This window comes from Mangrovihabitans endophyticus, assembly GCF_014646155.1.
In the GTDB taxonomy this organism is placed as follows: domain Bacteria; phylum Actinomycetota; class Actinomycetes; order Mycobacteriales; family Micromonosporaceae; genus Actinoplanes; species Actinoplanes endophyticus.
In genome coordinates this window covers 91,550-115,499 of record NZ_BMMX01000019.1, presented here as the reverse complement: position 1 = coordinate 115,499, position 23,950 = coordinate 91,550, and the positions used below count along the sequence as shown (strand labels likewise).

Here is a 23,950-nt window from a genome sequence, read left to right as displayed (position 1 = left end):
CGACGAGCGGCCCTGCTCGGCCTGGTGAGGCCCTGTTTTCCGGGGCCGGCGAGAGTTCCGTTCACGAGCGCGAGGCAATGGAGGAGGTGGCAACGATGGAGAAGGCGATGATTCGGCGACCGTGGTTGCTGTCTGCCGTTCCGTGCGCTCCGTCCGTCTCGATGCTGCCCGTTTCCACGCCGTCCGTCTCTCTGCAGGAGAGCGCGACGCCGGTTGCGGTGCTGGCTGCCGAGCGGGCTCCCGTTTCGCGGGTGGACCAGGTCCAGATCCAGGCCGAGCTGGTTCTGACGGGCGCATACCGCAGCAACGGGACCACTGGGTTCGTGGGCAGCAACGGCCTCATCCACAAGCGCACCACGGATGGCGCCAGCGGTGTCCCGCCTCGAGGAAGGCCGGTCTGACAGATCAGACCTCCGGCTCACCTCGAGGCCGCGGACCCCGCTACCGGGATCCGCGGCCTATTTCTTTGCCGGCTGACCGGCCGGTGCATCACCGAACGGCGATCCTGCACGATCGAGAAAGAGAGAGGTGACCGGGCTTTATGAGTCTGGCGCTGGCCCCACTCGACCCGAGTGTCGAGCTGGAGGCGAACCTGCCCTGTCGGAAGTTCGACCCGGACCTGTGGTTCTCGGAGTCGCCCGCCCAGTTGGAACTGGCCAAGTCGCTCTGCGGGGACTGCCCGCTGCGTGTGGAGTGCCTGGCCGGCGCGGTTGAGCGCGCCGAGCCCTGGGGCGTCTGGGGTGGCGAGATCTTCGAGCGGGGGTCCGTGGTGCCGCGCAAGCGTCCCCGGGGCCGTCCGCGCAAGGTCGACGTCGCCCGTGACGCCGAGCTCAAGGCGGAGACCGAGGAGCGCCTCGCGGCCAATGGTCTTGAGCGCAACTCCATGCGATTGGCGGCCTGACATGACCACCGACACCGCGAACCGACAGGCCGACCGAGTACTTCCCGCAATTCGAGAGACCACTGCAGCGAGCATGAGCGGAGCCCCGAAGATGAGACTGATACAAGAAGCGTTGTCACGTGCGCGAATGCGCCGGCCTCAGGCACACGACCACCCTGAGGCCCACCGTTCCGCCCGCCGTATCGCCATGGAAGCCCGGCACCGGGCTGCCTGTGAACTCGGCGGTCGCCCTCTGTAAACCGACATGAGACGGGACCCGCGCGCCGCTCGGCGCGCGGGTCTCTCCGCATCCGTGCCGGGTCAGGTCACCGGGGCGAAACCCGGCAACCACCGTTCCAGGATGGCTCGGTAGGGGGCCTTCGCCTCCAGTTGGCAGAGCACGCCGATGGAGCCGAGCGTCACCCGGTGGATGAGCAGGTAGGACGGTGGCAGGTTGAGCTTGCGGCTGAGTTGGTAGGCCGGCGAGCGAGGGTTGGAGAGGCGGGCGGCCTCGGCACGGATCCATGCCCGGGTGAAGCGGAATTCCGGCACCGCGACCGGCTCGATCATCGGGCGCAGGAAGTCGAGCACCGCCCGGGCGTCCAGTTCGTCGTCGGGTTTGATGAAGCCCTCGTCGCGCAGGCCGTCGGCCACGCCGTCGGCGTCGCCGTCCAGGGCGAGCCGGATGAGCCGGCCGATGGGTTCCGGGTGGCCGCCGGGCAGCCGGGCGACCGCGCCGAAATCGATCACGCCGAGCCGGCCGTCGGCCAGCATCCGGAAGTTCCCCGGGTGCGGGTCGGCGTGCAGCAGCCCGGCCCGCGCGGGCGCGGAGAAGTGCAGCGTCGCCATCAGCCGGCCCGCCTCGTCCCGCGCGTCCTCGGTGCCGTCGCTGATCACCCGGGACAGTGGCGTCCCGTCCACCCATGCGGTGACCAGCGCCCGGGGGGCCGAGGCGAGCACTCGCGGAACATGGATCTCCGCGTCGTCGGCGTACGCGTCGGCGAAGGCCCGCTGGGTCTGCGCCTCCATCTCGTAGTCGAGCTCCTCGGTGATCCGCTCCCGCAGCTCGGCGAGCAGCGGCTTCACATCCATGCCCGGCTGAATGATCTTGAACATGTTGGCCAGCCGGGACAGTTGTCTGAGGTCGGCCAGCAGCGCCTCGCCGGCACCCGGGTATTGCACCTTGACCGCGGCCGGCACCGTCTTGCGCCGGCCGCCACGCGGACCGGCGGGCAGTTTCCACACCGCGCGGTGGACCTGGCCGATGCTCGCCGCGGCGGCGGGGCTGTCGTCGAATTCGGCGAAATCGGCCCGCCAGTCCGGGCCGAACTGCTCCGCCATGACCCGGTGCACGCTGGCCACCGGCATCGGCGGCGCGGCTTCCTGGAGCTTGGTGAGCGCCTGTCGGTACGGCCCGGCCATGTCTTCCGGCATCGCGGCCTCGAACACCGACAGCGCCTGGCCGAACTTCATCGCCCCGCCCTTGAGCTGCCCGAGAACGCTGAAGAGCTGCTCGGCGGTGCGCCGCTGAATGTCCTCGGAGATGACGTCGGTCGCCACTCCGACTGCCCGCTTGCCGAGGCCGAGCGCTGTCCGTCCGGCGAAGCCGAGGGGCAGCGCGGCCAGCTTGGCGGTCCGTGACGCCGCGCGCCGAGGTATGTCGCTCACCAGATCATTGTGACCGACCGGCGGGACATCATCTGCCGGTGTCGTTCCCTTCTGGTGACTTTCGAGGTGAAAGTCCGGTTGGCCGATGGCACATGCAGGCCGGATGGGGCGGCCATGCCCGTCGGCGTACGCGTCCCGGCCCACGGATCTCCACCGCCGCGCCGACCGTCTGCGCGGCGGCGCCGTCGAGATAGGCCAACACCTCGGCGCAGGCGTAGGCCGTGGCGGCCAGCACGGTCGTCACGCTGCACGGCTCGGCGACGCGTGGTTGCGCCTGCCGGACGAGCTGCGGCCATTGCGGATCGCGGTCGGATCGGTGCAGGTCGAGGCAGTTCAGACAGGGACGGCCGGCGGCTGGCACGAGCGGGCCGACGATGGCGGTCGCCTCGCGCAGGCCGACGCGCAGGTGCGGCTGGCGGCGCGCGGCGAAGCGGGCGGCCAGGAGCTCCACCGGCTGATCGAACCCGAGCTGCACCACGAGGGAGGCGGTGCCGCGCCGCACCGGGCCGGTGCGGGTGTCCGGGGCGGCGCGCTGCAGTGCCGCCGTGGTGGCAGCCACCGCCGGCTGGCCGATGTCGTCCGCGTGCAGCGGCCCGCCGGCGAGATCGGCTGGCGAGACGGTGCCGGACAACTGCGGATGCACATGGCCGATCCCGGACTGGGCGAGGGCCACCGCGATCGGCGGCCCGAGCCGGCCGGCGCCGGCGACGATCACACACGCCGCGAGGCGTCGTCGCAGCACCTGCGCCGGCGAGGGGGAACGACGCGTCGGCGCCGGTGGCCGGGGCGTCCCGGCGAGGGGTGCGGGTGCGCTGAGCGCGACGGCGGCAGCCTCGGCGAGCAGGCGGCCACGGTGGTCGTCGGCCAGCGTCGCGGGCATCAGGCTGGGCGCGGAGAGCAGGTAGCCGGCCGCGCGCAGGGCGTCGACGAGGACACGGACGTCGTCCGGTGCCACGCCCAAGGAGGTGCCGTAGGCGTACACCGCTCGCTCCGGGCGGGTGCCGTCCATCAGATCGAGGATCTGGGCGACCCGGGCGTGCGGCAGATCGAACAGCACCGCCCGGTCCGGGTCCAGCCCTAGCTGCAACGTGTGCGGGCCGCGCCAGAGACGGGGCAGGCCCGGCAGCAAGAGGGGGCGCAGCATCATGGGTGACACTCTGTCAGGGTGGCACTGCGCAGTGCTCCAGTTATCCACAGGCGCGCGACGGCGCTCGCTCGGTTGTCCACAGGATGGCGCGAGTTATCCACAGGGACTGAGCGGGGTGACCACATGACTTAACGTGGTCGGGGAGTGTCCGGTTGTGCCCCGTACGGATGATGGGCCGTCAGTCCTCGGCGAGGACCAGCCCGTCGGCGGCGGAGATGCCCTCCAGGAAACCGCGTGCCCGTTCCGCCTTGGGGTAGCGGTTGACCAGGTCCCAGAAGCGTGCGTTGTGGCTGGGCACCACGAGGTGCGCCAGTTCGTGCAGCAGCACGTAGTCGACGACCCAGTCAGGCATCGCCTGGATCCGGTGTGAGATCCGGATCGTGCGGTCATCCGGCGTGCACGACCCCCAGCGTCCGTTCTGGTTCGTCACCCACCGGATGCTGGCCGGTGTGGCGCGGCGTTCGTGGTCGGTGAGGTATCGGGAGATCAGACGCCGTGCCCGCACGAGCAGTTCGGCATCCGTGCGTGTGCCGCGCTCCTCGCGGGCGGCCAGCCGGGCGAGCATCCGCTCCACCCACTCGCTCTCCTCGGCGCGCGAGAAGCGGTCCGGGATGAGCACCACCACGCGCTCGCCGTCTCGATAGGCGGACACCGTCCGGCGGCGGCGCTGGCTGCGCCGCACTTCCACGACAGGCTTGCGTGCCCTGGCCATTACCGGCTCGCGCGGCCCAGGTTGGGGTTCACGTGGAGACGCTAATCCGTGAGACCCAGGTCACCGCAAGAGTATGTCAAATGACACCAGCGTAAAAAGAGCGGTTTGTGGTGCTGTGTCGAGAAAATTTTTGACACGGCAACATCCACTTCGGGCACAACGGTACCCCCCTCGCACGGCGCGGAGGGTTGCGGCTTGTGTCCCTTTTAGGGTGCTCTAGAGCAAATTGTCGGCGTGTCTTGGCGTATCTGCCCGAATCGGTCCCGAGCGCACCGCACACTCACGTCATCGGCGACACGTCGAGGCAGCGCTGACATGGAAACGGCCCGACCTGGGTAGTGACCGCCCTTGCGGGTGGCCACATCCACGTGGTCGCGGAGCGGTCCAGCGCCGACGAAGTCGCGGGAAGCCGCGAGCAGGCATCAGGGCCGACCCCGGCCGACGACATGACGAGGAGGAATCGTGGCCGACAACACATACAACGGCTACTGCGTCAAGTGCAAGGAGAAGCGTGACTTCCAAGGGGCGGTGGAGGTCTCGAAGACGGGCATGAACATGGCCAAGGGCAAGTGCCCGGTCTGTGGCACCACGGTCAACCGGATCCTGGGCAAGGCCAAGGCCTGATCCGGGCGACACCTTCGGTGAGGCGACGGCGGCGGCCCGACGGGCCGCCGCCGTCGCCGTCCATGCCTGGCGGCGGCGTCCGCCGCCAGGCGGATAGCCTCGACATGTGACACGGCGTGCAGTGATCGCCCTTCTGGTCCCGGTCTCGTGGAGTCCCCCCGGGATCGACCCGGAAGCCTGGCGGACCGCGATGGCCGAGGACGTCGTGGACCTCCTCGCCAGGCTGGCCCAGGCCGAGCCGGCGATCGCCGCGCCGCCCGGGGACCGGCCGCTGGCCGAAGCCATCGCCTGGCCCGGCATGCGCCTGTACGACGTACCCACCCCCACCGTCCTCCCGGCGCTGGCCGCCGCCACCGCCGACGGGTTCGAGCAGGCCGCCGTGGTGGCCGCGGACGCGCCGGACGTGCCCGGGATGATCCTCGGCAAGCTGCTGCGGCCACTGCCCACCAAGCCGGTGGCGATCGCTCCCGGCCTGGGCGTGGCGGCCTCGCTGCCCCCGCCTGCCTGGCTCGCCGACCACGACCTGGACACGGTCACCGCCGCCGGGTTGCGGGCACCCGCGCCGAACCCGGGCGACGTGCAGTCCACGTCGCCCTGGCGGCGCCTGCGGGGGCCGGACGATCTCGCCCGGCTGGACCCGGCGCTGGAGGGCTGGGAGATGACCCGCGCGCTGCTGGGCGGCTGACCGCCCGGTCAGTCCTCCGGATCGGCCGGTTTGTCCAAGTTTTCCAGCTCGGAGATGTCCCAGTCGAGCTGGGAACGGGCGAACTGCTGCGGATCGGCGAAGTCCTCGTCGGTCGGCAGCAGATCGGGGTGCTCCCACAGCGCGTCGCGCCCTTGGATGCCCCGATGCTCGGTGACCGCGGCCCACAGCGCGCCGGCCTCGCGCAGGCGGCGCGGACGCAACTCCAGTCCGACCAGCGCGGCGAAGGTCTGCTCGGCCGGACCGCCCGCGGCCCGGCGCCGGCGGAACGCCTCACCCAGCGCCACCACCGACGGCAGCCGATCGCCCGCGGCCTGGTCGACCACGTGACCGACCCAGCCCTCGATCAGGGCGAGCGCCGTCTCCAGGCGAGCCAGGCTCGCCTTCTGCTGCGGGGTGTCCTCCGGGGTGAAGATGCCCTCCAGCGCCATGGCCTGCATCGACTCGGGATCGGTCGGGTCGACACGGCTCATCGCCTCCTCGATCGCCTCCCGGTTCACGGTGATGCCGTTGGCGTACGCCTCCACGGCCGTCAGCACGTGTGCACGCAACCACGGAACGTGCTGGAAGAGGCGCTGATGCGCGGCCTCGCGCAGGGCCACATACAGGCGGACCTGATCCTCGGGCAGTTCCAGTCCCTCGCCGTACGGCCGGATGTTGGCCGGGACGAGCGCTGCGGTGCCCGCCGGGCCGAGCGGCAGGCCGATGTCGCCGGCGGACAGCACCTCGGCGGCAAGCTGCCCGAGCGCCTGACCGAGCTGCCCGCCGAAGAGCGCGCCGCCCAGCGTGGCCACCATCGACTGCATCGGACCGAGCTGCGCGCGCGCCTCCTCGGGCACCAGATCGCCCATCGCGCCCACCATCCGCCCGGCGATCGGGTCGCAGAGCTTCTTCCACACCTCAAGGGTGTTATAGATCCACTCGTTGCGGTTCCAGGCGGCGGCGGTGCGGACGCCCGACGGCAGGGCGGACGCGGGGTCCAGCCACAGATCGGCGAGCCGCAGCGACTCCTCGACCTGGTGGCGCTCGAGGACGTTCACCGACGGGTCGCCGGCCGTGGACAACTGGCTGGCCGCGACCTGGCGGGCGAGGTCCCAGTTGACCGGGCCACTGCCCGAGGCCGCGAACATCTGCTGCAGCGAAGCCATGAACTGCTGCATCTGCTGCGGGTCGGAGGGATCGGGCGGCTGGGCGCCCGGCAGGGAGAAGCCGAACGGGATATCAGGCACGTCGTCAACGGTACGCGCGAAATCCGCTGATCGGGCCGAGGGTGGTGTCAGCTCAGAGAGAACTCAGGGTAGGTGGGTACGCTCACGCGCATGAGACGTCGCGGTATCACGGTCTTGCTCGGCGCCTTGATCACCGCGATCCTGGCAGTCGGCGTGATGGCCGTCCCGTTGCCCTACGTCGTGCTCAAACCCGGCCCCACGGTGAACACGCTCGGCTCGGACAACGGCAAGCAGGTCATCCAGGTGACCAAGGCCGAGACCTCGACGTCCGCCGGGCAGCTCAGGCTGACCACCGTCGGCGTGCAGCCGGACGTGGAACTGGTGTGGGCCATCCGCGGCTGGTTCAGCCGCGAGCAGGCGGTGGTGCCGCGCGAGCTCATCTATCCGCCGGACCGCACCGAGAAACAGGTCGAGGCGCAGAACCAGCAGGAGTTCGCCAGCTCGCAGACCAGCGCGGAGACCGTGGCCCTGCGCGAACTGGGGTACCCGGTGCAGGTGTATGTGAAGAAGGTGACCGACGGCAGCCCGGCGGTCGGCAAGCTGGCCGCCGACGACGTGCTCACCTCGGTCGACGGCACCAAGGTGACCGGCCCGCAGAACCTCACCGACCTGATCCGGGCCAAGCCGGAGGGCAGCACACTGACCATCGGCTACGTCCGGGACGGCAAGCCCGGCACGGTCGCGATCGCCACCCGTTCGGCCGCTGCCGACGAACCCCCGCGCATCGGCGTGGAGATCGCCCAGAAGCAGCCGCACCCGTTCACCGTGAAGATCGACCTGGACGAGATCGGCGGACCCAGCGCGGGACTGATGTTTACCCTCGGCATCATCGACAAGCTCAAGCCGGCCGACCTGACCGGCGGCAAGATCATCGCAGGTACCGGGACCATCGACGACGCGGGCAAGGTGGGCCCGATCGGCGGCATCCCGCAGAAACTGGTCGGCGCGAAAGAGGCCGGCGCGCAACTGTTCCTGGTGCCGGCCGGCAACTGCGCCGAGGCATTGCGCAACGCGGTGTCCGGCCTGCCGATGGCGAAGGTGACCACGGTGGACGACGCCCTCACCGCGCTGCGCACCTTCACCTCGGGCGGAACGCCGAAACCCTGCTCAGCCGCCTGATAGCTGCGACATCGTAAGGTGAGACACCGAGCACGACGATTGTGTGGAGCCAACGTTGGTCATGCGTAATAGTCCTCTGCCGAGGATGAGCCGGCGCGGTCGCGTCACCGTCGGCGTCCTCGCGGGGGTTTTCCTTCTCTTCACGCTCCTCGGCTGGGGCATCGACGCCTATACGGACTGGCTCTGGTTCGACGAGGTGGACTACACCGGTGTCTACACCGGCAAGCTGGTCACCCGGCTGGTGCTGTTCCTGGCGATCGGCCTGGCCATGGCGCTGGTGGTGGCCGTCAACCTCTTCCTGGCATACCGTCTGCGTCCGCTGCTGCGACCACACTCGGCCGAGCAGGCCACCCTGGAGCGCTACCGGATGGTGATCCAGCCGCGGCTGGGCTTCTGGATCGCCATCGCCTCGATCGTCGTCGGGTTCTTCGCCGGGCTCAGCGCGCAGAGCCGCTGGAAGGACTGGTTACTCTTCCGCAACGGCGGCAGCTTCGGCGTACGGGATCCGCAGTTCAAAGTGGACGTCGGGTTCTACATCTTCGACTATCCGTTCTGGCGCTACCTGCTCGGCGTCGGCTTCACCGCGGTGGTGCTGTCGGTGATCGGGGCGCTGGCCGTGCACTACGTCTTCGGCGGCGTGCGGCTGCAGGGCGTGGGCGACCGGATGACGGCCGCCGCGCGTGCCCACCTGACCACGCTTGTCGCCTTCTTCGTGCTGCTCAAGGCGGTGGCCTACGTGCTGGACCGGCGTGCGCTGCTGCTGGAGCAGCACGTCTCGCCGGGGCTCTACGGCGCTGGATACACCGACGTCAACGCGCTGCTGCCGGCCAAGGAGATCCTCGCGTACATCTCCATCGTGGTCGCCGTGGCGATCATCGTGTTCTCCAACGCGGTGATGCGCAATCTGGTATGGCCCGGGGTCTCGCTGGCCCTGCTGGCCATCTCTGCGGTGGCGATCGGCGGCATCTACCCGCTGGCCGTGCAGAACTTCCAGGTGCAGCCGAGCCTGGCAGACAAGGAAGCGCCCTATATCGCCCGGTCCATCGCGGCGACCCGCGAGGCGTTCGGCCTGCAGAGCACCGAAGTGAAGCCGTACCCCGCCTCCAACACCGTGCCACCGGACACGCTGAGCTCGGACACCAACGCGCAGAACGTCCGGCTGATCGACCCGCAGTTGGTCTCCGAGGCGTTCACCCAGCAGCAGCAGGTCCGCGGCTTCTACGACTTCGGGCCGAAACTGGACGTGGACCGGTACACCGTCAACAACAGCACCCGCGACTACGTGGTCGGCGTCCGCGAAGTCAACGACGATGAGCTGACCACCCAGCAGCAGAACTGGATCAACCGGCACACCGTGTTCACCCACGGGTACGGCCTGGTCGCCGCGCCGGCCAACGACGTGGTGTGCGGCGGCCTGCCGTACTTCGTCTCCGGCTTCCTGGGCGAGGACCAGCAGCCCGGCTGCGCGTCGGACACCGAACAGATCTCCGTCAAGCAGCCGCGCATCTACTACGGCGAGCAGTCCACCGAGTACGCCATCGTGGGTCAGCAGAACAAGAACAAGAACGTCGAGTTCGACCGGCCGCAGCCGAACAACAACAACGGCGGCGAACGCTTCACCTACGACGGTCAGGGCGGCGTGCCGATCGGCTCGATGCTCCGCCGCCTGGTCTTCGCCATCAAGAACACCGAGAGCAACTTCGTGCTCTCCGACGCGGTCAACAGCAAATCCCGCCTCATGTACGTGCGGGAACCGCGCGCCCGGGTGGAGAAGGTGGCGCCGTTCCTGACCATCGACGGCGACCCGTACCCGGCGGTGGTGGACGGGCGCATCGTGTGGATCCTGGACGGCTACACGACATCGGCCACCTACCCGTACTCGCAGCGCATCAACCTGCAGCAGGAGACCGTCGACGAGCTGACCAACCAGGGCACGTTCGCGCTCGCCCGGGACAACGTGAATTACATGCGCAACTCGGTGAAGGCCACCGTCGACGCGTACGACGGAACGGTGAAGCTGTACGAGTTCGATGACAAGGACCCGATCCTGAAGGCCTGGAACAAGGCCTTCGGTGGTGACCTGATCATCCCGAAGGCGGACACGCCGCCGGAGCTGGCGCAGCACTTCCGCTACCCGGCGGACCTATTCAAGGTGCAGCGCAACCTGCTGGCCCGGTTCCACGTCACCAACGCCGCCGAGTTCTTCTCCGGCCAGGACTTCTGGCAGGTGCCGAACACGCCGGACAACCCGGACAGCCGGTCCAAGCAGCCACCGTTCTATCTGAACGTCCAACTGCCCGGTCAGGACGAGCCACGGTTCCAGCTCACCTCCGCGGTGACACCCAACAACCGCGACAACTTGGCGGCGCTCATCTCCGCCTCGTACGTGAACGACGAACCCAAGCTGGAGGTGCTGGAACTGCCGGACCAGACGGCCATCCAGGGCCCGGTCCAGGTGCATCAACGCATGACCAACAACGCCTCGGTGCGCTCCGAGCTGACCCTGCTGTCCAACAGCAACCAGAGTCAGGTGCTGTTCGGCAACCTGATCTCGTTGCCGGTCGGCGAGGGCATGCTCTACGTCGAGCCGGTCTACGTGCGCAGCGGCCAGGAGAACGCGGTTCCGCTGCTGCAGAAGGTGCTCATGTCGTACGGCGACGGCGGCACGTACGTGGTGCTGGCCGACAACCTGAAACAGGGGTTGGAGCAGCTCGTGCAGCAGGGCGAGAACGGCCCGTCGTCGTCCGGCGGCACGTCGTCCGACAACAACCAGGACCAGAACCCGTCGGGTGGCGGCAGCCCGCCGACGAACCTGCCGAACCAGCTCTCCGACGCGGCGGCGCAACTCGACCAGGCGATCGCGGACGTGCGGGCGGCCCAGGAGAGCGGCGACTTCGCGCGGTACGGCGACGCGTTGCAGAAGCTGGACCAGGCGATGACGAACTTCCAGAACGCGCAGAAGGCGGCGGGCATCACGCCGAGCCCGACGACCGGAGCGTCGTCGGCGCCGGCCCCGACGCCGAGCGGAGGCTGACGGCTCGACATCGCGACACCATCGGATGGCGCCACTCCCGTGAACGGCGGGGGTGGTGCCGTCGCATGTGGCACCCCGGCTCGCACAGCGAGGCTGGGGCGTTTTGCAGGTGCGCCGTCGGTTGCGCTAGGGTTAACAGGCCGACGCGGGGTGGAGCAGCTCGGTAGCTCGCTGGGCTCATAACCCAGAGGTCGCAGGTTCAAATCCTGTCCCCGCTACCATGTGATGTCTAGGACATCGAAATGGCCCGGACCTACGGATCGTAGGTCCGGGCCATTTGCTTTCCGGACACGGAACGGCCCGGCGGTGGTAGGGAATTTGGAGATTCTCGCTCAACGCATCCTCACGCATTCCCCAAGCCGTGGGCCGGTGGTGGCTCAATGATGTGGCTTCCGATGTCGAGTCACGACGAAAGGAAGCATCACTTCATGATCACCCAACGATACGGTGACCTGGAGATCGGCTACACCAAGATGGAGGTGAAGCAAAATGGAATCGGCCGGCCGGAGCTGACCGGTGACTGGCACTTCCTGGGCGACGTCACCGTCCACGACGTTCCGGCTTCCGGCGGCGGACTCCTGGTCAGGGATCGCTCTGTCGGCCGGGATCTGCTCCGGCCGCCGGTGAGTTTCCAGAAGGTGGGCGAATTCAAGGGGAGCTTCAAGTACAAAATCCTCGGCAACGCGGCGTGGACCGTCTATTTCCGGCATTTCGTGTGGCGACCGATTCCGCCCGCCGGGTATGTGGCACTGGGCGATGTGACGACGAGTGCGGCAAATCTTTACGACGGAGATCTGGAACCGGGCAATCCGTCGGTGTCGATGGGCGTCGCCTGCGTGAAGAAGGAACATGCCGGGCGCGCGTACGTGCGCCGTGCGGAACTCGGCCTGTCACCCACCATTCGAATCGGTGGTGGGAAGGCATGGTGGCCCATCACGCCCCCGCTGTACCCGTTCGATGACACCGAGGAGCACATGTTCCTGCCCGCCGGAACGTTCAGTTGCGGTCCCGACGTGCAGCACTCCCCGACGGATGTGACATGGGTGCTGGACCTGCCGGCCGTCGTCGAGAAGACCGACTACGCCCCCGAGTTGACGCTGGAGTCCTACAATCCGCCCCCGGCCCAGGCGATCGTCACCGACCGGGCGGTGACCGTGCCCTATGTGATGGTCAACGACAGCAACCGGACCGAGGAGTGGAAGGTGGACAACTCCCCCTTCTACAAGATCCTGCGCAAGCGTCAGTATGACCTCCTCCGGCACGTCGACTTCCGGGGCGGCGGTGGCGGGGAGATCGAGGAGGCGATCACCGTAGGAGTCACGAAGGAGAGATCGGACGAGTTCGCCGTGACCACGGGCATCACCGTCGGCGTCTCGACGGGTGTGGAGGTGTCGGCCAAGCCTCTCGGCATGGGCGCGAGCGCCTCGGTGGAAACCTCTGTCAGTGCGTCTCTGGAGCTCGGGTATGCCCGGCGTTACGGCGTGTCGGAGTTCGACGATCACACCTTGACCGTGACGTACGAGGTGCCGGCGGACCACGCCGGCGCGTTGTGGACGGACACTCACCAGCTGGTCCCTGTGCGAGGTGACGGCACCCTGGTGACCAACGAGAACCTCAAGCTCAACGCGGGCAGCTCCAGCTCGTACGTGGGACGGCTCTACCCCTCGGACGCCGCGGACAAGGGTGTGGGGGTCTTCCGCCATGTGCCGGCGAACCAGCTCGAACGATTCCGGGCCGGCGCCAAGGAACTGGGCCTTGACCTGAACCAGCTCCCGACGGTCGAGGAACTCGATGAGGCAGCTCGGAAATAGACGCTTCCACGGCTGACGCGCGGAACGCGGCCTCTCCCGTCGAGGGAGAGGCCGCGTTCTGTTTACTCGTGTGTCAGCGGACGGTCAGGTACAAGCGGTAGTCGCTGCCGTCGTGCAGCATCGACATGTCGTGCAGGTCGCTGTTGGCCGGCGTGCCGACAAGCGTCAGGGTCGGGATCGACTTGTGCCCGAACGCGTACGTGCTGCCGTCGAACGCACCCTGGTAGAACTCGGTGTTGCTGCCGAGCTTGAAAGCGTAGAAGCGGTAGAACTCACCGTCGTGCAACATTCCCCAGCGCGACCAGTCGGTGTCCGCGGGGAAGCCGGTGATCTGGATCTGCGGGATCGAGTTGTGGCCGAAACGGTAGGTCGTGGTGCCGGCGACAAAGGCGGCCTGATAAAGCGTCGTGCGATCGCCGAGGCGCCGCATGTAAAGGCGGTAGTTGCTGCCGTCGTGCAGCATTTCGAAGCTGCTGGCGTCGACGTCGGAGGGGAATCCCTCCAGGGTCAGCTCGGGGATCGAGTTGTGCCCGAAAGCATACGACGAGCCGTCGAAGCTGTACTGGTAGAGCTTGGTCGAGGTGCTCCCCTGGAAGGCGTAGAACCGGTAGGCGCTGCCGTCGTGCAGCATCGCCACGCGGTCGATGTTGGCGTCGGCGGGCGAGCCGGTGATGGGGATGTTCGGGATCGAGTTGTGGCCGAACTCGTAGTTCGTCGTTCCGGAAACGAACGCGAACTGATTGAGTGACGACATGCTGTCCTCTTTCTGACTGATCGACTGATTGACTGATCGACTGATGATCCAAGAGATCCACAATGCGCGTATCATTGCACCGTGCTTGCGTGAATATTGTCGGTCGATCCGGGTGGATTGCTTGTGGAAATTCTGAGGACCTTTTGTGGAAATATGAGGACGATCATGAATGCGGCATCGTCACCAGGGCATTCGCGAGATCGCGATAAGCACTGTCTCCTTCACGACTGAACCTGCCCTGCGGGCCCCGCGGACGCTTCTCGATCTTGGAGTTTGTGGGCGGACATGTGGCATTAGCGGCTTGTCCGGCCCGCACCATCGGTCCCGGGCGCACCCCGCGGCCGGGGCGGCCGAGCGGGCAGCGTTCGGGGATCGTCGAAGGGGGCCGTGCGGCGTACGGATAATGGCCGGGTGACGCGGCGCAAACGGTCTCAGCGGCAGGTGTCGGCAGTGGCCACCGGGGTGGCCGAACTCGTGCCCGACCCGGATCGCTCGACCGGGTGGACGCTCACCCTGGACGGCGCGCCGCAGTCGCACGTCGACCTGGCGGATCCGACCTACCTCGAATTCGAGTATGTCCGCCGGATCGCCGCGACCATCGACCTGATCGCTGCGCCGCATCAGCCGCTGCGCGTGCTGCATCTCGGCGGCGGCGCTCTGACGGTGCCGCGGTACGTGGCCGCCACCCGGCCCGGCTCCCGTCAGCGTGTGGTCGAGATCGACGGGTCGCTGGTCGAGCTGGTCCGCCGCGCGCTTCCCTGGGACCCGGGCTGGCACCTCAAGGTGCGGGTGGGCGACGCGCGCGAGGCGGTGACGACCGTCCGCGCAGGCGGCTATGACGTGGTGGTTTGCGACGTGTTCGCCGGAGCCCGTACGCCGGCGCACCTGACCTCGGTGGAGTTCGTCGAGGCGGTCTCCCGGGCGTTGGCGCCGGACGGGTGGCTGATCGCGAACGTCACCGACGGGCCGCCTCTGCGGCACGCGAAGGTGCAGGTGGCGACCATGCGCGCGGTGCTGCCGGAGGCGATCGTCATCGCGGATTCGACGGTGTTGCGCGGCCGGCGCTTCGGCAATCTGGTGGTGGTGGCGGGCCGTACCGCTCCGCCGACGGCCGCGCTGACTCGCCGCGCCGCGGGTGACTGGTTTCCCGGGCGAGTGGAGTCGGATCTGGACCGGTTCTGCGGCGGCGCGCCGCCGGTCCACGATGCGGATGCGGTGGGGTCGCCCGCGCCGCCGGAGGGGCTGTTCCGCGCTCGCGGTTAGGGCCGAACCGGACTGCATCGGCCGAACGTGCAGCATTCGCCCTCTACCGGTTCGAGCTCGCTGCGCATCGTGGATCGAGGATGCGCGATGTGGCTCGACTGTGTCGTCCGCACTTGTCGGCCTCGATGCTATGCGGATGTAATCGATGGGCCATGCGCAGAGTGCGGCATGACGGGAGGGAAAGTGTTTCATGCGTGATCGACACTTTCCGCCTCTCGCCGGCGAGCGCGTCGACGTGTTCGGCCCGTTGCACGGCGGCGAGCGGGAGATGTGGCGGGGGCGGTGCGGCATCGCCGAGTACGCGTTCGATGAGCCGGCTTCGATGCCGCGGTGGACGCTGCCGGAGTCGACCGAGGTGCTGGTGACCGACCAGCGCCTGCTCTACGTGCATGCGGCCGACGGCGGAGACGAGATCGTCTGCGGCGAGTTGCGCTGGCTGTGGCCGCAGTACCTGCGGGTGCAGCCGGGTGCCCGCGGCGGGGATCGGGGGGCGGCGGCCACCCAGGTGCAGCTCGTTTGCGGGGGCGCCGACGGCACCCATCCGGCGATGGTGCTGGCCGGCGGCGACATCGCCACGGTGGCTGACGCGGACCACCTGGCCAACGCGATCCGGCAGGCGATCGCGCGGTTCCGGGTGGAGAACGCGGAGAAGCTGGGGCTCGGCTCGGGACAGGCGCGGATGCTCTCCCGGCTGCTGATGGCGCCGGAGTTCAGCAACCACCAGGGCGGCGAGGGGCAGACGGTGTCGCTTCTCGGCGCGTTGCTCGTCCGTCGCCCGCCGGCGGAAGCCGACGGGATCTCCCACGACGAGCTCGCCGCCGACGTGCCGACCGTCAACCTGTCCGAGCGGGCTGAGTCGATACGGCGTACGGCGGCTCGGATCGCCGCCAACTCCGGCCGTTACCGGCCCGGCGGCCGGCTGACGGACAACCGCGCCGCCAGCGCCGTCATGCGAGGCCCTCGCCGAGGCTGAGCATGCCTGCCCTCACGTGCCGGACGGAACGAAGCAATCGCCGTTCGCCACGCGTTCCGCGTGCACCTCGTGCGCGCGGCGCAGCAGGTCCTGCAGTTCGGAATCGTCGTCGGCCTCCTGGCGGAAGCGGTCGGGCAACTGCTGGAGTCGCTCTTCGTCCTCGACCAGCCGATGGTAGAGCTCGTCGCAGTACGCCGGGTCGGGCTCCACGTCGAGGAACTCCCGCGCGTGCCGGCGGACCGCCGACATCGAGGTCTTGGCGCGCCCGCGCGGGCTGAGCAGCGACGCCGCCACGGTGATCAGCAGCACCACGATGATCACCATCAGGGACTGGCCGGTGCCGAACTCGAACACGCCGATCGGCTCGCCGTCGTTGACGAACGGCAGGTTGTTCTCGTGCATGGCGTGCAGGATCAGCTTCACACCGATGAAGGCGAGGATCACCGCCAGCCCGTACGACAGGTGGACCAGCCGGTCCAGCAGGCCGTCCAGCAGGAAGTAGAGCTGGCGCAGGCCGAGCAGCGCGAACGCGGTGGCGGTGAAGACGAGATAGACGCTCTGGGTGAGCCCGAAGATCGCCGGAATGGAGTCCAGCGCGAACAGCAGGTCGGTGCCGCCGATGGCGATCATGACCAGCAGCATCGGCGTCAGCATGCGCTTGCCGTGCTGCACCGTGAACAGTTTGTCGCCGTCGAAGTCGTCGCTGGTGCGCAGGAACCGGCGGGCCACGCGGATCACCAGATTGTCCGCCGAGTGGTCCTCGTCGCCGGGCTTGACTAGGTTGATCGCGGTGCCCAACAGGATCAGCCCGAACAGATAGAACACCCAGGCGAACGCGTTGATCAGGGCGGCGCCGAGGAAGATGAAGCCGGTGCGGGTGAGCAGCGAGAAGACGATGCCGAAGAGCAGCACCTTCTGCTGGTCGGCGCGGGGCACCTTGAAGCTGCTCATGATCATCAAGAACACGAACAGGTTGTCCACCGACAGCGCCCACTCGGTCACCCAGCCGGCGAAGTATTCCGCTCCGGCGGTGTGCCCGCCGAACTGCCACACGCCGAACCCGAACAGCACGGCGATCGCGCCGTAGATCGACGACCAGACGGCCGCCTCGCGCATCGACGGGACGTGTGCTCGGCGTACGTGGAAGACGAAGTCGAACAGCACGAGACCGGCGAGCCCGGCCACGGTAAGGGCCCAGACCAGGCCGGTCACCTGCATGACCGACATCCTAAATGCGGTTTGCCGGTGGGGTTGTCCGCGCCGCTCGAAGCTGGGCCTCGGTGAGGAAGAGCGCCCCGGTGAGGTCGGCGCCGCGCAGGTCCGTCCCGCGCAGGTCGGCGCCGCTGAAGTCGGCGCGGCGCAGGTCGGCGTCGCGCAGATCCGCGGCGATCAGCAACGCGCCGCGCAGGTCGGCGCCGCGCAAGTCCGCACCGCGCATCCGGCGCCCGACCAGGTCCCTGCCGCGATAGCAAGGGGCCGGCCCGGCTCCGGCGCGGGCGATCTTGCTGGCCCGCCGCAGCAGCCGGTTGACCCGATTGCGGTACGCGGTGACGTCGAGCCCGGCCAGATCCGCCGGCGTTCCGTCGGCCAATCGGCGGGTCTCGTCGAACGCCGCCTGCAGGGCGGGCCGCAGCGCCGTCACCTCCGGCAGCCGCCGTGCCTGGTCGAGATGCCAGGCGAGCTCGTGGAGCTGCCGCATCACCGGAAACAGGTCGAGCATGGCCCGGGCGGCACGCCAGTCGGCACCGCCGAAGGTGCCCTGCACCAGGTGCTGACCGGCACCGAAACAGTCGAACACGGCACAGCCGCGAAACCCCTCGGACGCCAGCATCGGGTGGATCTCGCAGCGAAAGTCGTCGTCGAGGTGCACGCATGCCCGGCCGGCGGGTTTGTCATAGGCGAAGTCCACGGACTGCGAGAACGCGGGGGCGACGCAGCACAACCCGGCGCACCGGGAGCAGTCGGCGGCCAGCTCCATCACCGTGCCAGCCTAGTGGGCCTTGCTCCGTGGCGGCACGGGCGCGACGATGGACGCCGACCGAGAATGCCGACCTACTACAGTGGACAGTCCGCTACGTCCGACGGGGGTCGACGTGAACGAGCAAGACGACGTGTCCGATGCGCCGGTGATCGACACCTCGACGGCGCACCCGGCCCGCCGCTACAACTACTGGCTGGGTGGCAAGGACCACTTCGCCGCCGACCGGGAGTCGGGCGACGAATTGGAGCGGCTCTTTCCGGGTCTGCGCATCGGGGTGCGCGCCAACCGCGACGTGCTGCGCCGCATGACGCACCATCTGGCCGCCGAGGCGGGGATACGCCAGTTCCTGGACATCGGCACCGGCCTGCCCACCGCGGACAACACCCACGAGGTGGCGCAGCGCGCCGCGCCGGACGCCCGAGTGCTCTATGTGGACAATGACCCGTTGGTCATGTCGCACGCCCGCGCCCTGCTCACCAGCAGCCCGGAGGGCCGCACCGCGTACATCGAAGCGGATCTGCGCCAGCCGGAGAAGATCCTGGAAGCATCGGAGCTGACGGAGACGCTCGACTTGACCCGGCCGGTGGCGTTGATGCTGATCGCGGTCCTGCACTTCGTCCGTGGCCGGGACCGGGCCAGGCCGCTGGTGCGGCGACTCGTGTCCGCACTGCCATCCGGAAGTTATGTGGCCATCACGCACGGCACCGTCGACTTCCTGGCGCCGGAGGTGGCGAGCACTGCCCAGCAGATGGCCGAGGACGGCAAGGTCGACGTCTGGCCCCGCGGCAGGGATGAAGTCGTGGCACTCTTCGACGACCTCGACCTGGTCGATCCGGGCGTGGTGCTGGCCTCACAATGGCGGCCGGAGCCGGGTGCGGAACAGCCGGATCCGCGGGACGTCGGGGTGTGGGCCGGCCTGGCCCGCAAGCCCTGAGCCGCACGGCGCCGGTACGGACGTTCGTGCCTTTTTCGTCTGCGGCCACCTTGCGACCACGGAGTACACAGAGGCCCTTCACCCGGATGGGTGAAGGGCCTCTGACCTGCACTTCTGTTGTAGCGGGGACAGGATTTGAACCTGCGACCTCTGGGTTATGAGCTGGCCGGCAGCCGTCTCAGCAGTCCGGCGACGGCTCAGCGTGTGCGTCCTGGCTCGGGTAACGGCTGACCGCCGTCTCAGCCGCACGGCCGCGTCCCGACAGGTTCGGCGCGTTCTTACTGCCGCCCTGAGCTGGCGCGGAGAGGAACCGCCAGACGGGCTCACCACTTCCCCCTGGAGGCACCTCGTGAAGACTCAGACTTGGGAGCGATGGGCGCTCGGGATCGTCCTGATCGTCACCGCGCTTCTCGCCGCGCGGGTGTCCGTCGGACACGTCGTCGCCTGGACGCTCGTCCACTCACCGCCTGGCACGTCGTCGCTGTCCGGCATCACGAACGCCACGATCTCGGAACTCCTGCCGTTTGCCGGCATCGTTGCCTACAGGGTCTGCCGCAGGTCCGGCCGCTCGGTCGTCCTGCCCGTCCTGTTGTTCGTCCTCGGGGCCGGGCTGTCGCTGAACGCGCAGTACGCGATGGCCTCGCCCGGAATCAGCGGTGTCGTCGCGTCCGCCGCGCCGATGGCGGCGGTCATGCTGATCACGAAGGCTGCGGTGGCGATGCTGTCCCCGCAGGGAGACGCGACCAAGAGCCCGGGGGCCACTCAGCTTGCTGACGCAACCCCAGTCATACCCGAGCCGGCCGTGAAGTCGCCCGAGCCCGAGCTGATCGCGGAAACGCCGGAAGCTGCGCCGCTCTCCGGCAGCTCTCCTCGAACGCCTGTACCGCTGCCCGGCAACCGCAGATCCGCTCGCGTAAGCGAAGCGGCCTCCCTCCGTCGCTGACCAACGCCGGCAAGGTCGCGGCAGCCGTGAAGAAGTTGGGCGAGCAGGCCCCGATCGCGACGATCGCCTCGGAGGCCGGCGTGAGCGTCAGTACCGCACGCCGCCACCTCCCGGCGACCGCGAGCAGCAACGAGGCTGAGGAGTCCGCAGCAGACGCGCGGCTAGTCGCGGTCTGACACTCGCGCTCCGGGAGATCAGGCTGCTTGCACGGGCCGACCTGGGCGAGAAGGTCGCTGACCTTACCGGCCCGCGGGCACGAACGCACAGAAGGCTTAGGCGTTCCATGCCCGCGGGCTTCCTGTGACCTGCAATCAGGGGAAGTGGTGGGACCTTGCCCTGGGCTCAGATGGCCGCCAGGGACGGCTGTCTACTTCTCGCGGCCGAGGATCAGGTGGGGGTACCCGAGGTTGATTCGGTCGCCGAGTGGAACTTTGAGGCTTTCGATCAGGGACGTGAGCTGGTCGATGGCGTCGCCGGGGCTTTCGGCTTCGCCTTTGAACTCGAACTCGGCGAAGGTTCCCAGGCCGTCGATGGTGTCGATTGCGACGACGGTAGGGACGTCGCCGTCGAGGTGCCATTCCTCGCGGGTCTTGTCGACCTCGGCGATCACCGTGAAGTCAAGCGCTTCCAGGGTCAGCCGGACTGCCTCGGGGTCGGTGACGGGGGTTTCGTACTCGTCGGCGTGGGTCTTCACGTCGGCATCGATCGGGTGCCAGCGCTTGAAATTCAGGGATGCGTCGCCACCATCCTGCCTGCGGATCCGAAGCCATTCGGATATTGCGGCCGGGGCGAGGAAGTCACGGTGCGGGGCGTTGTAGTACGTATCGACCTGCCGTGTTGCCGTGCCGGGCTTGGCGTGCCTCGCGGCCAGGGCCGTTCGCAGGGCTTCGGCGTCGGGTACGGCGAACTTCTGCTCGATCTCGATGTACTTCATGGTGTCCGTTCTACTTGTCGGTTTGCCGGATCGGCGGGGGCAGGTGGTGCAGCAGGTCCCGCGCGGGTTGCAGCGCGCGGTGGACAAGGTCGAGGTCGGCCGGGTGAATCGGCGAGCGTGCTGCGGTAATGGTCGCGGTGATCTGTGCCGCGTCCCGGAAACCGACGAGAACGGCCGCATCTTGCTGGCGCAGCGCGAAGCCGAGCGCTGCCCGGATTTCAAGACCGGGCACGTCACCGGCCGCGACCCCGGCATTGCGCAGACCGTGACGGACCGCGTGCAGGATCGCCGGGGCGAACAGCGGATCCCGACTGCGGTGATCCAGCGCGCTGAATCGCCTCGGACTGGCCGGGTCGTGCGTCCCAAGCAGCACGCCTTGACCAAGCGCCTGCTTGATCAGGACCCCGGTGCCGCGTTGACGAGCGAACGCGAATACGTCCGTCTCACCCTCGCTGACCTGGTGCGAGAGCAGGTTGTGGCGCACGGTCAGGATCTCCGGGTGGACCGTTTGGAACAGGTGCAGGAACCGTGCGGCCTGCGCCGCGATCAGTCCGTCCCGGTCGGCCCACTCCACCGCGAACTCGTGCGGCGCTCGCAGCCCGATCGCCTTGATCGCTCCTTGCCGGAGCAGGTCTTGCAGCGTGTCGACCGCTGGCTGGAGGTACCGGTCCTCGGGGCCGAAGTCGCCGCTGTGCAGGAAGTACACATCGAGGTAATCGGTGTTCAGGTGGGTCAGGGTGTGCTCGAACTGCCGGCGGATCTGGTTCGGCGCGTACGGATGCCCGCCGTCGGGGCCAGGCTGGTAGCCAACCTTGCTGGTCAGCACGAGGCCCGCTCGCGACACCTGGCTGACGAACTGGCCGAGGAGTTGTTCGGAGCGGCCCATGCCGTACACGTCGGCCGTGTCGAACAGGCGTACGCCCAGGTCGTAGGCTGCGTGGAGGCCGGCCAGGGCGTCATCCGGGTTGACGTCGTCCCAGCCGATCGGCGTGCCCTGGTTGGCCGCCGGACCCCCGATTGTCCAGCATCCTGCCCCGATCGCGGGGATGGGCCGCGGAAGGCCGGGCACGTCGCGGATCGGCAGCCACATCTCAGTCTCGGTCTGTGTCGTCATCATGTGCCGCACGGGTCCGAGGCGTTGATCGAGTGCCAGGCGTCGCTGTCGGCCCACCGTCGGTGCTCGCTGGTCAGCCGGTCGGCATCCTGACCGCTGAGGTTCGCGGTGACTGCGGTGATGGTCAGCCGCATCTCTGCTTTCAACTCCTCGATCCGCCGGTCCATCACCGCGACGAGGCCCGACTCCAGTGCTTCGGGGTCGGGCCGCTCCAGGTCGTGGGTCCGGATCAGACTGAGCATCTGCCCGAGCAGCTTGTAGGCGGCGTCCTTGACTACCAGCCGGGCCTGCCGGACGCTGTCGCGCTGGCCGCCGTCGAGGACCTTCTCCAGTGACTTGAAGGTGTAGTCCAGGGCGAAGTTGCGATCCACCCAGAGCTGGGCGTGGCGGGCGCACACACCGATGCGCCAATCGGCGTACTCGGCGTCGACCCGGCCCATCGAGGGCCGCTCGTCGCGGGTGAGGCCGGCCTGCTGCGCGGCCCTGGTGTAGGCAGCGCCGATCAAGCACTCCATCGAGACCAGCATGTAGGAGATGCCCCGATAGAACGGCTCGCCCGCTGCATGCTCTGCGGCGAACTGGTCGTCGCGTACGCCGTCCACGATCTGCTCAACGTCCATCTCGGGCAGCGGTCGCATCAGCAGGTCGGTGCGGCCCTGAAAGGCGTAAGTGGCCTCCAACTCGCCGATGCTCATCAGCGGGTCGAACGTGATGTACGTGAACCGGGTCGGAACCTGCAACGCCGACAGCGTCCGAATCCCGGTCGCGTTCTGCTCGCTGGTCGTCTCCTTGTTGAACCGCTCCAGAATCGAGGTCACGCCGGACTCGACCCCGAACAGGCATCGCCGCAGCCCGGCCCCGAGCATTGCCCGCCACATCCGTGCCCGCTCGATGTGCCAACGCCGATCCTCGTCGAGCGAACAGACCTGATCGATGCGGCAACTGCTCTCCCATCGGAACCCCGCCTCGTGAACGGTCCGGGCCATGTCTAGCGCTCGGCCGGCGGCATCTGGGCCACGACCGATGAACTCCTCATCGACCAGGTACAGCGTCCGAGAAACCTCCGGGTGGCGGTCGAACACCCGCCGCATTTCGCGCAAGATCCACGGCAGTTGCCGGGGTAGGGCACCGGCCCACGTTCCCTTGTGTCCGCGCGGGCAGAACGAGCAGAAGTTGGTGCACCCTCGGGAGCCTTCCAACTGCGCGACGCCGCGATGCTGGAACGTCCGAGGCAGCAGGTCTAGCTCCGGGAAGATGTCCGTCTGCAACCGGTTGGCGACCGATGCGGTCCGGCGGAACGAGCCGATCGCCATTCCGCCGCCACGCGCCGCCCCGTTGTAGCCGATGCCCCGAATATCGCTGATGCCCAGGTCGCCATGCCAGTGCCCGATCACGTCCTGGATCGTCGGCTCCCCGGCACCTCGCGCGATCAACAGGTTCGGGTAGCGGTCGAGGAGCAGCTTTTCGTTGCGGGCGGTCAGGCTTCCCCCGGCGATGACCATCGGAGCCTGCGGCAACCCGTTCAGGTGGTCGAGCAGTCGCTCCATCAGGTCATGCTGACCGAACGTCGCCGAGATGCCGACGATGTCCGGAGACCAGCCTTCCACCTCGGAGGTGATGCCGGCCAGACTCACGCCGAGCTGCATGTCCACCATGCGGACCTGGCCGGTCAACATCGCGCGGGCCGCGCGCGCGAGATCGGAGATGGCCAGCGGGAATCGCGGCATCGGGAAATACTCCGGGTGGTACAGGGCGACCAGCAGCACCCGCGGCCGGGTCAGCCGATGGACCGCTCCCGCGCTTACAGTGCCCAGCGACATCCACGAGTTCGGCTCGTGCGCGTTGACGCCTTCGTGCGCCCAAGCGGGCCAGTCGCGTTCTGCCAAGGCGCTGCCCGACAGCTCTCCGATCTGCCATTGCTGCTGAACCGGGTCCGTCTCGATCAGCGCGAGCCTCCGATCGAGTGTGCCGGCGACGATCGCCCTATACGGCACGACGCTCGCGATCAACCGGAGCAGCGCGTTCGGATCCGTCATCAGCGAATCCGAGTTTTCGGTCAGGGCAGGATCCGCTCGACCGGTGACCGAGCTGATGATCGCCTCCAGTCGTCGAGCGGGATCGATCTTC

General features: G+C 68.4%; 21 protein-coding genes, 1 tRNA gene and 1 pseudogene. 13 read left to right on the top strand and 10 right to left on the bottom strand.

All coding sequences use genetic code 11. From position 1 onward, the window contains the following. Positions 1 to 95 precede the first annotated feature (95 nt). Together IEY73_RS20295 and IEY73_RS20290 are read left to right on the top strand one after the other, a co-directional pair. Entirely contained in the window at positions 96 to 401 is a 306-nt protein-coding gene (locus IEY73_RS20295) for a hypothetical protein (protein ID WP_189080831.1), read from the top strand. A 140-nt stretch (positions 402 to 541) separates the two neighbouring features. After that, positions 542 to 901, top strand: coding sequence for a WhiB family transcriptional regulator (locus IEY73_RS20290; protein WP_189080830.1), 360 nt, complete (start codon positions 542 to 544; stop codon positions 899 to 901). Positions 902 to 1,201: 300 nt separating this feature from the next. Here the strand turns inward: IEY73_RS20290 and IEY73_RS20285 are convergent, their stop codons facing one another. The 3 genes from IEY73_RS20285 to IEY73_RS20275 all read right to left on the bottom strand — a co-directional run bounded on the left by IEY73_RS20285 (position 1,202) and on the right by IEY73_RS20275 (position 4,407). After that, positions 1,202 to 2,548 carry an ABC1 kinase family protein gene (locus IEY73_RS20285; RefSeq protein WP_189080829.1) on the bottom strand — a complete coding sequence of 449 codons (1,347 nt, stop codon included), beginning with the start codon at positions 2,546 to 2,548 and terminating at the stop codon, positions 1,202 to 1,204. A 28-nt stretch (positions 2,549 to 2,576) separates the two neighbouring features. After that, on the bottom strand, positions 2,577 to 3,692 hold the full coding sequence (locus tag IEY73_RS20280; RefSeq protein WP_189080854.1) for a ThiF family adenylyltransferase: 1,116 nt from the start codon (positions 3,690 to 3,692) through the stop codon (positions 2,577 to 2,579). A 181-nt stretch (positions 3,693 to 3,873) separates the two neighbouring features. Then, on the bottom strand, positions 3,874 to 4,407 hold the full coding sequence (locus IEY73_RS20275) for a M48 metallopeptidase family protein (RefSeq protein ID WP_189080828.1): 534 nt from the start codon (positions 4,405 to 4,407) through the stop codon (positions 3,874 to 3,876). A 462-nt stretch (positions 4,408 to 4,869) separates the two neighbouring features. Between IEY73_RS20275 and IEY73_RS20270 the strand changes: the two genes are divergently transcribed. Both IEY73_RS20270 and IEY73_RS20265 read left to right on the top strand, forming a co-directional pair. Beyond that, positions 4,870 to 5,031, top strand: coding sequence for a DUF5679 domain-containing protein (locus tag IEY73_RS20270; protein WP_189080827.1), 162 nt, complete (start codon positions 4,870 to 4,872; stop codon positions 5,029 to 5,031). Between the two features lie 106 nt (positions 5,032 to 5,137). Then, positions 5,138 to 5,716, top strand: a complete 579-nt coding sequence (locus IEY73_RS20265) for a hypothetical protein (protein ID WP_189080826.1) — start codon at positions 5,138 to 5,140, stop codon at positions 5,714 to 5,716. Positions 5,717 to 5,724: 8 nt separating this feature from the next. Here the strand turns inward: IEY73_RS20265 and IEY73_RS20260 are convergent, their stop codons facing one another. Beyond that, positions 5,725 to 6,894: a zinc-dependent metalloprotease gene (locus IEY73_RS20260; RefSeq protein WP_505744146.1), complete on the bottom strand. Its 1,170-nt coding sequence runs from the start codon at positions 6,892 to 6,894 to the stop codon at positions 5,725 to 5,727. Positions 6,895 to 7,053: 159 nt separating this feature from the next. Here IEY73_RS20260 and IEY73_RS20255 point away from each other — a divergent pair, with 159 nt between their 5' ends. From IEY73_RS20255 to IEY73_RS20240, 4 genes are all read left to right on the top strand, one after another. Further along, positions 7,054 to 8,082 carry a YlbL family protein gene (locus IEY73_RS20255; protein WP_189080824.1) on the top strand — a complete coding sequence of 343 codons (1,029 nt, stop codon included), beginning with the start codon at positions 7,054 to 7,056 and terminating at the stop codon, positions 8,080 to 8,082. Positions 8,083 to 8,167: 85 nt separating this feature from the next. Further along, positions 8,168 to 11,116, top strand: a complete 2,949-nt coding sequence (locus tag IEY73_RS20250; protein WP_189080823.1) for a UPF0182 family membrane protein — start codon at positions 8,168 to 8,170, stop codon at positions 11,114 to 11,116. A 144-nt stretch (positions 11,117 to 11,260) separates the two neighbouring features. Further along, a tRNA-Met gene (locus tag IEY73_RS20245) sits at positions 11,261 to 11,337 on the top strand. 207 nt (positions 11,338 to 11,544) lie between these two features. Next, positions 11,545 to 12,927: a hypothetical protein gene (locus IEY73_RS20240; protein ID WP_189080822.1), complete on the top strand. Its 1,383-nt coding sequence runs from the start codon at positions 11,545 to 11,547 to the stop codon at positions 12,925 to 12,927. Positions 12,928 to 13,000: 73 nt separating this feature from the next. Here the strand turns inward: IEY73_RS20240 and IEY73_RS20235 are convergent, their stop codons facing one another. After that, a complete protein-coding gene (locus tag IEY73_RS20235; RefSeq protein WP_189080821.1) occupies positions 13,001 to 13,681 on the bottom strand; it encodes a hypothetical protein in 681 nt (226 codons plus the stop codon). A 411-nt stretch (positions 13,682 to 14,092) separates the two neighbouring features. Here IEY73_RS20235 and IEY73_RS20230 point away from each other — a divergent pair, with 411 nt between their 5' ends. Further along, positions 14,093 to 14,944, top strand: coding sequence for a spermidine synthase (locus IEY73_RS20230; protein WP_189080820.1), 852 nt, complete (start codon positions 14,093 to 14,095; stop codon positions 14,942 to 14,944). A gap of 190 nt (positions 14,945 to 15,134) precedes the next feature. Further along, on the top strand, positions 15,135 to 15,917 hold the full coding sequence (locus IEY73_RS20225; RefSeq protein WP_189080819.1) for a translation initiation factor 2: 783 nt from the start codon (positions 15,135 to 15,137) through the stop codon (positions 15,915 to 15,917). A gap of 240 nt (positions 15,918 to 16,157) precedes the next feature. On the opposite strand, the pseudogene IEY73_RS20220 reads toward IEY73_RS20225, so the two are convergent. Both IEY73_RS20220 and IEY73_RS20215 read right to left on the bottom strand, forming a co-directional pair. Beyond that, positions 16,158 to 17,135, bottom strand: a pseudogene (locus IEY73_RS20220) (TerC family protein); the annotation flags it as partial. Positions 17,136 to 17,145: 10 nt separating this feature from the next. After that, a complete protein-coding gene (locus IEY73_RS20215) occupies positions 17,146 to 17,895 on the bottom strand; it encodes a pentapeptide repeat-containing protein (RefSeq protein WP_189080853.1) in 750 nt (249 codons plus the stop codon). A 115-nt stretch (positions 17,896 to 18,010) separates the two neighbouring features. On the opposite strand from IEY73_RS20215, the gene IEY73_RS20210 reads away from it, so the two are divergent. From IEY73_RS20210 to IEY73_RS20200, 3 genes are all read left to right on the top strand, one after another. Then, a complete protein-coding gene (locus IEY73_RS20210) occupies positions 18,011 to 18,832 on the top strand; it encodes an SAM-dependent methyltransferase (RefSeq protein WP_229715991.1) in 822 nt (273 codons plus the stop codon). A gap of 349 nt (positions 18,833 to 19,181) precedes the next feature. Beyond that, positions 19,182 to 19,775, top strand: coding sequence for a hypothetical protein (locus IEY73_RS20205; protein ID WP_189080816.1), 594 nt, complete (start codon positions 19,182 to 19,184; stop codon positions 19,773 to 19,775). Between the two features lie 26 nt (positions 19,776 to 19,801). Continuing rightward, positions 19,802 to 19,951, top strand: a complete 150-nt coding sequence (locus IEY73_RS20200; protein WP_189080815.1) for a hypothetical protein — start codon at positions 19,802 to 19,804, stop codon at positions 19,949 to 19,951. Between the two features lie 191 nt (positions 19,952 to 20,142). Here IEY73_RS20200 and cyaB read toward each other — a convergent pair whose 3' ends face one another. The 3 genes from cyaB to IEY73_RS20185 are packed head-to-tail and all read right to left on the bottom strand — an operon-like array spanning position 20,143 to position 23,643. Continuing rightward, positions 20,143 to 20,709, bottom strand: a complete 567-nt coding sequence (gene cyaB, locus IEY73_RS20195) for a class IV adenylate cyclase (protein WP_189080814.1) — start codon at positions 20,707 to 20,709, stop codon at positions 20,143 to 20,145. 10 nt (positions 20,710 to 20,719) lie between these two features. Further along, entirely contained in the window at positions 20,720 to 21,826 is a 1,107-nt protein-coding gene (locus IEY73_RS20190; RefSeq protein WP_189080813.1) for an aldo/keto reductase, read from the bottom strand. Next, the gene (locus IEY73_RS20185; RefSeq protein ID WP_229715995.1) at positions 21,823 to 23,643 is read right to left on the bottom strand and encodes a B12-binding domain-containing radical SAM protein; all 1,821 of its coding nucleotides are present in this window, start codon (positions 23,641 to 23,643) and stop codon (positions 21,823 to 21,825) included. The genes IEY73_RS20190 and IEY73_RS20185 overlap by 4 nt, the downstream gene beginning before the upstream one ends. Positions 23,644 to 23,950: the final 307 nt, after the last annotated feature.

Bases quoted from the DNA above. Each gene is read 5' to 3' on its own strand.
- IEY73_RS20295 (WP_189080831.1), top strand. From the start codon at position 96: ATGGAGAAGGCGATGATTCGGCGACCGTGGTTGCTGTCTGCCGTTCCG.
- IEY73_RS20290 (WP_189080830.1), top strand. From the start codon at position 542: ATGAGTCTGGCGCTGGCCCCACTCGACCCGAGTGTCGAGCTGGAGGCG.
- IEY73_RS20280 (WP_189080854.1), bottom strand. From the start codon at position 3,692: ATGCTGCGCCCCCTCTTGCTGCCGGGCCTGCCCCGTCTCTGGCGCGGC.
- IEY73_RS20275 (WP_189080828.1), bottom strand. From the start codon at position 4,407: ATGGCCAGGGCACGCAAGCCTGTCGTGGAAGTGCGGCGCAGCCAGCGC.
- IEY73_RS20260 (WP_505744146.1), bottom strand. From the start codon at position 6,894: ATGCAGCAGTTCATGGCTTCGCTGCAGCAGATGTTCGCGGCCTCGGGC.
- IEY73_RS20255 (WP_189080824.1), top strand. From the start codon at position 7,054: ATGAGACGTCGCGGTATCACGGTCTTGCTCGGCGCCTTGATCACCGCG.
- IEY73_RS20250 (WP_189080823.1), top strand. From the start codon at position 8,168: ATGAGCCGGCGCGGTCGCGTCACCGTCGGCGTCCTCGCGGGGGTTTTC.
- IEY73_RS20240 (WP_189080822.1), top strand. From the start codon at position 11,545: ATGATCACCCAACGATACGGTGACCTGGAGATCGGCTACACCAAGATG.
- IEY73_RS20235 (WP_189080821.1), bottom strand. From the start codon at position 13,681: ATGTCGTCACTCAATCAGTTCGCGTTCGTTTCCGGAACGACGAACTAC.
- IEY73_RS20225 (WP_189080819.1), top strand. From the start codon at position 15,135: ATGCGTGATCGACACTTTCCGCCTCTCGCCGGCGAGCGCGTCGACGTG.
- IEY73_RS20215 (WP_189080853.1), bottom strand. From the start codon at position 17,895: ATGGAGCTGGCCGCCGACTGCTCCCGGTGCGCCGGGTTGTGCTGCGTC.
- cyaB (WP_189080814.1), bottom strand. From the start codon at position 20,709: ATGAAGTACATCGAGATCGAGCAGAAGTTCGCCGTACCCGACGCCGAA.
- IEY73_RS20190 (WP_189080813.1), bottom strand. From the start codon at position 21,826: ATGATGACGACACAGACCGAGACTGAGATGTGGCTGCCGATCCGCGAC.
- IEY73_RS20185 (WP_229715995.1), bottom strand. From the start codon at position 23,643: ATGTCGCTGGGCACTGTAAGCGCGGGAGCGGTCCATCGGCTGACCCGG.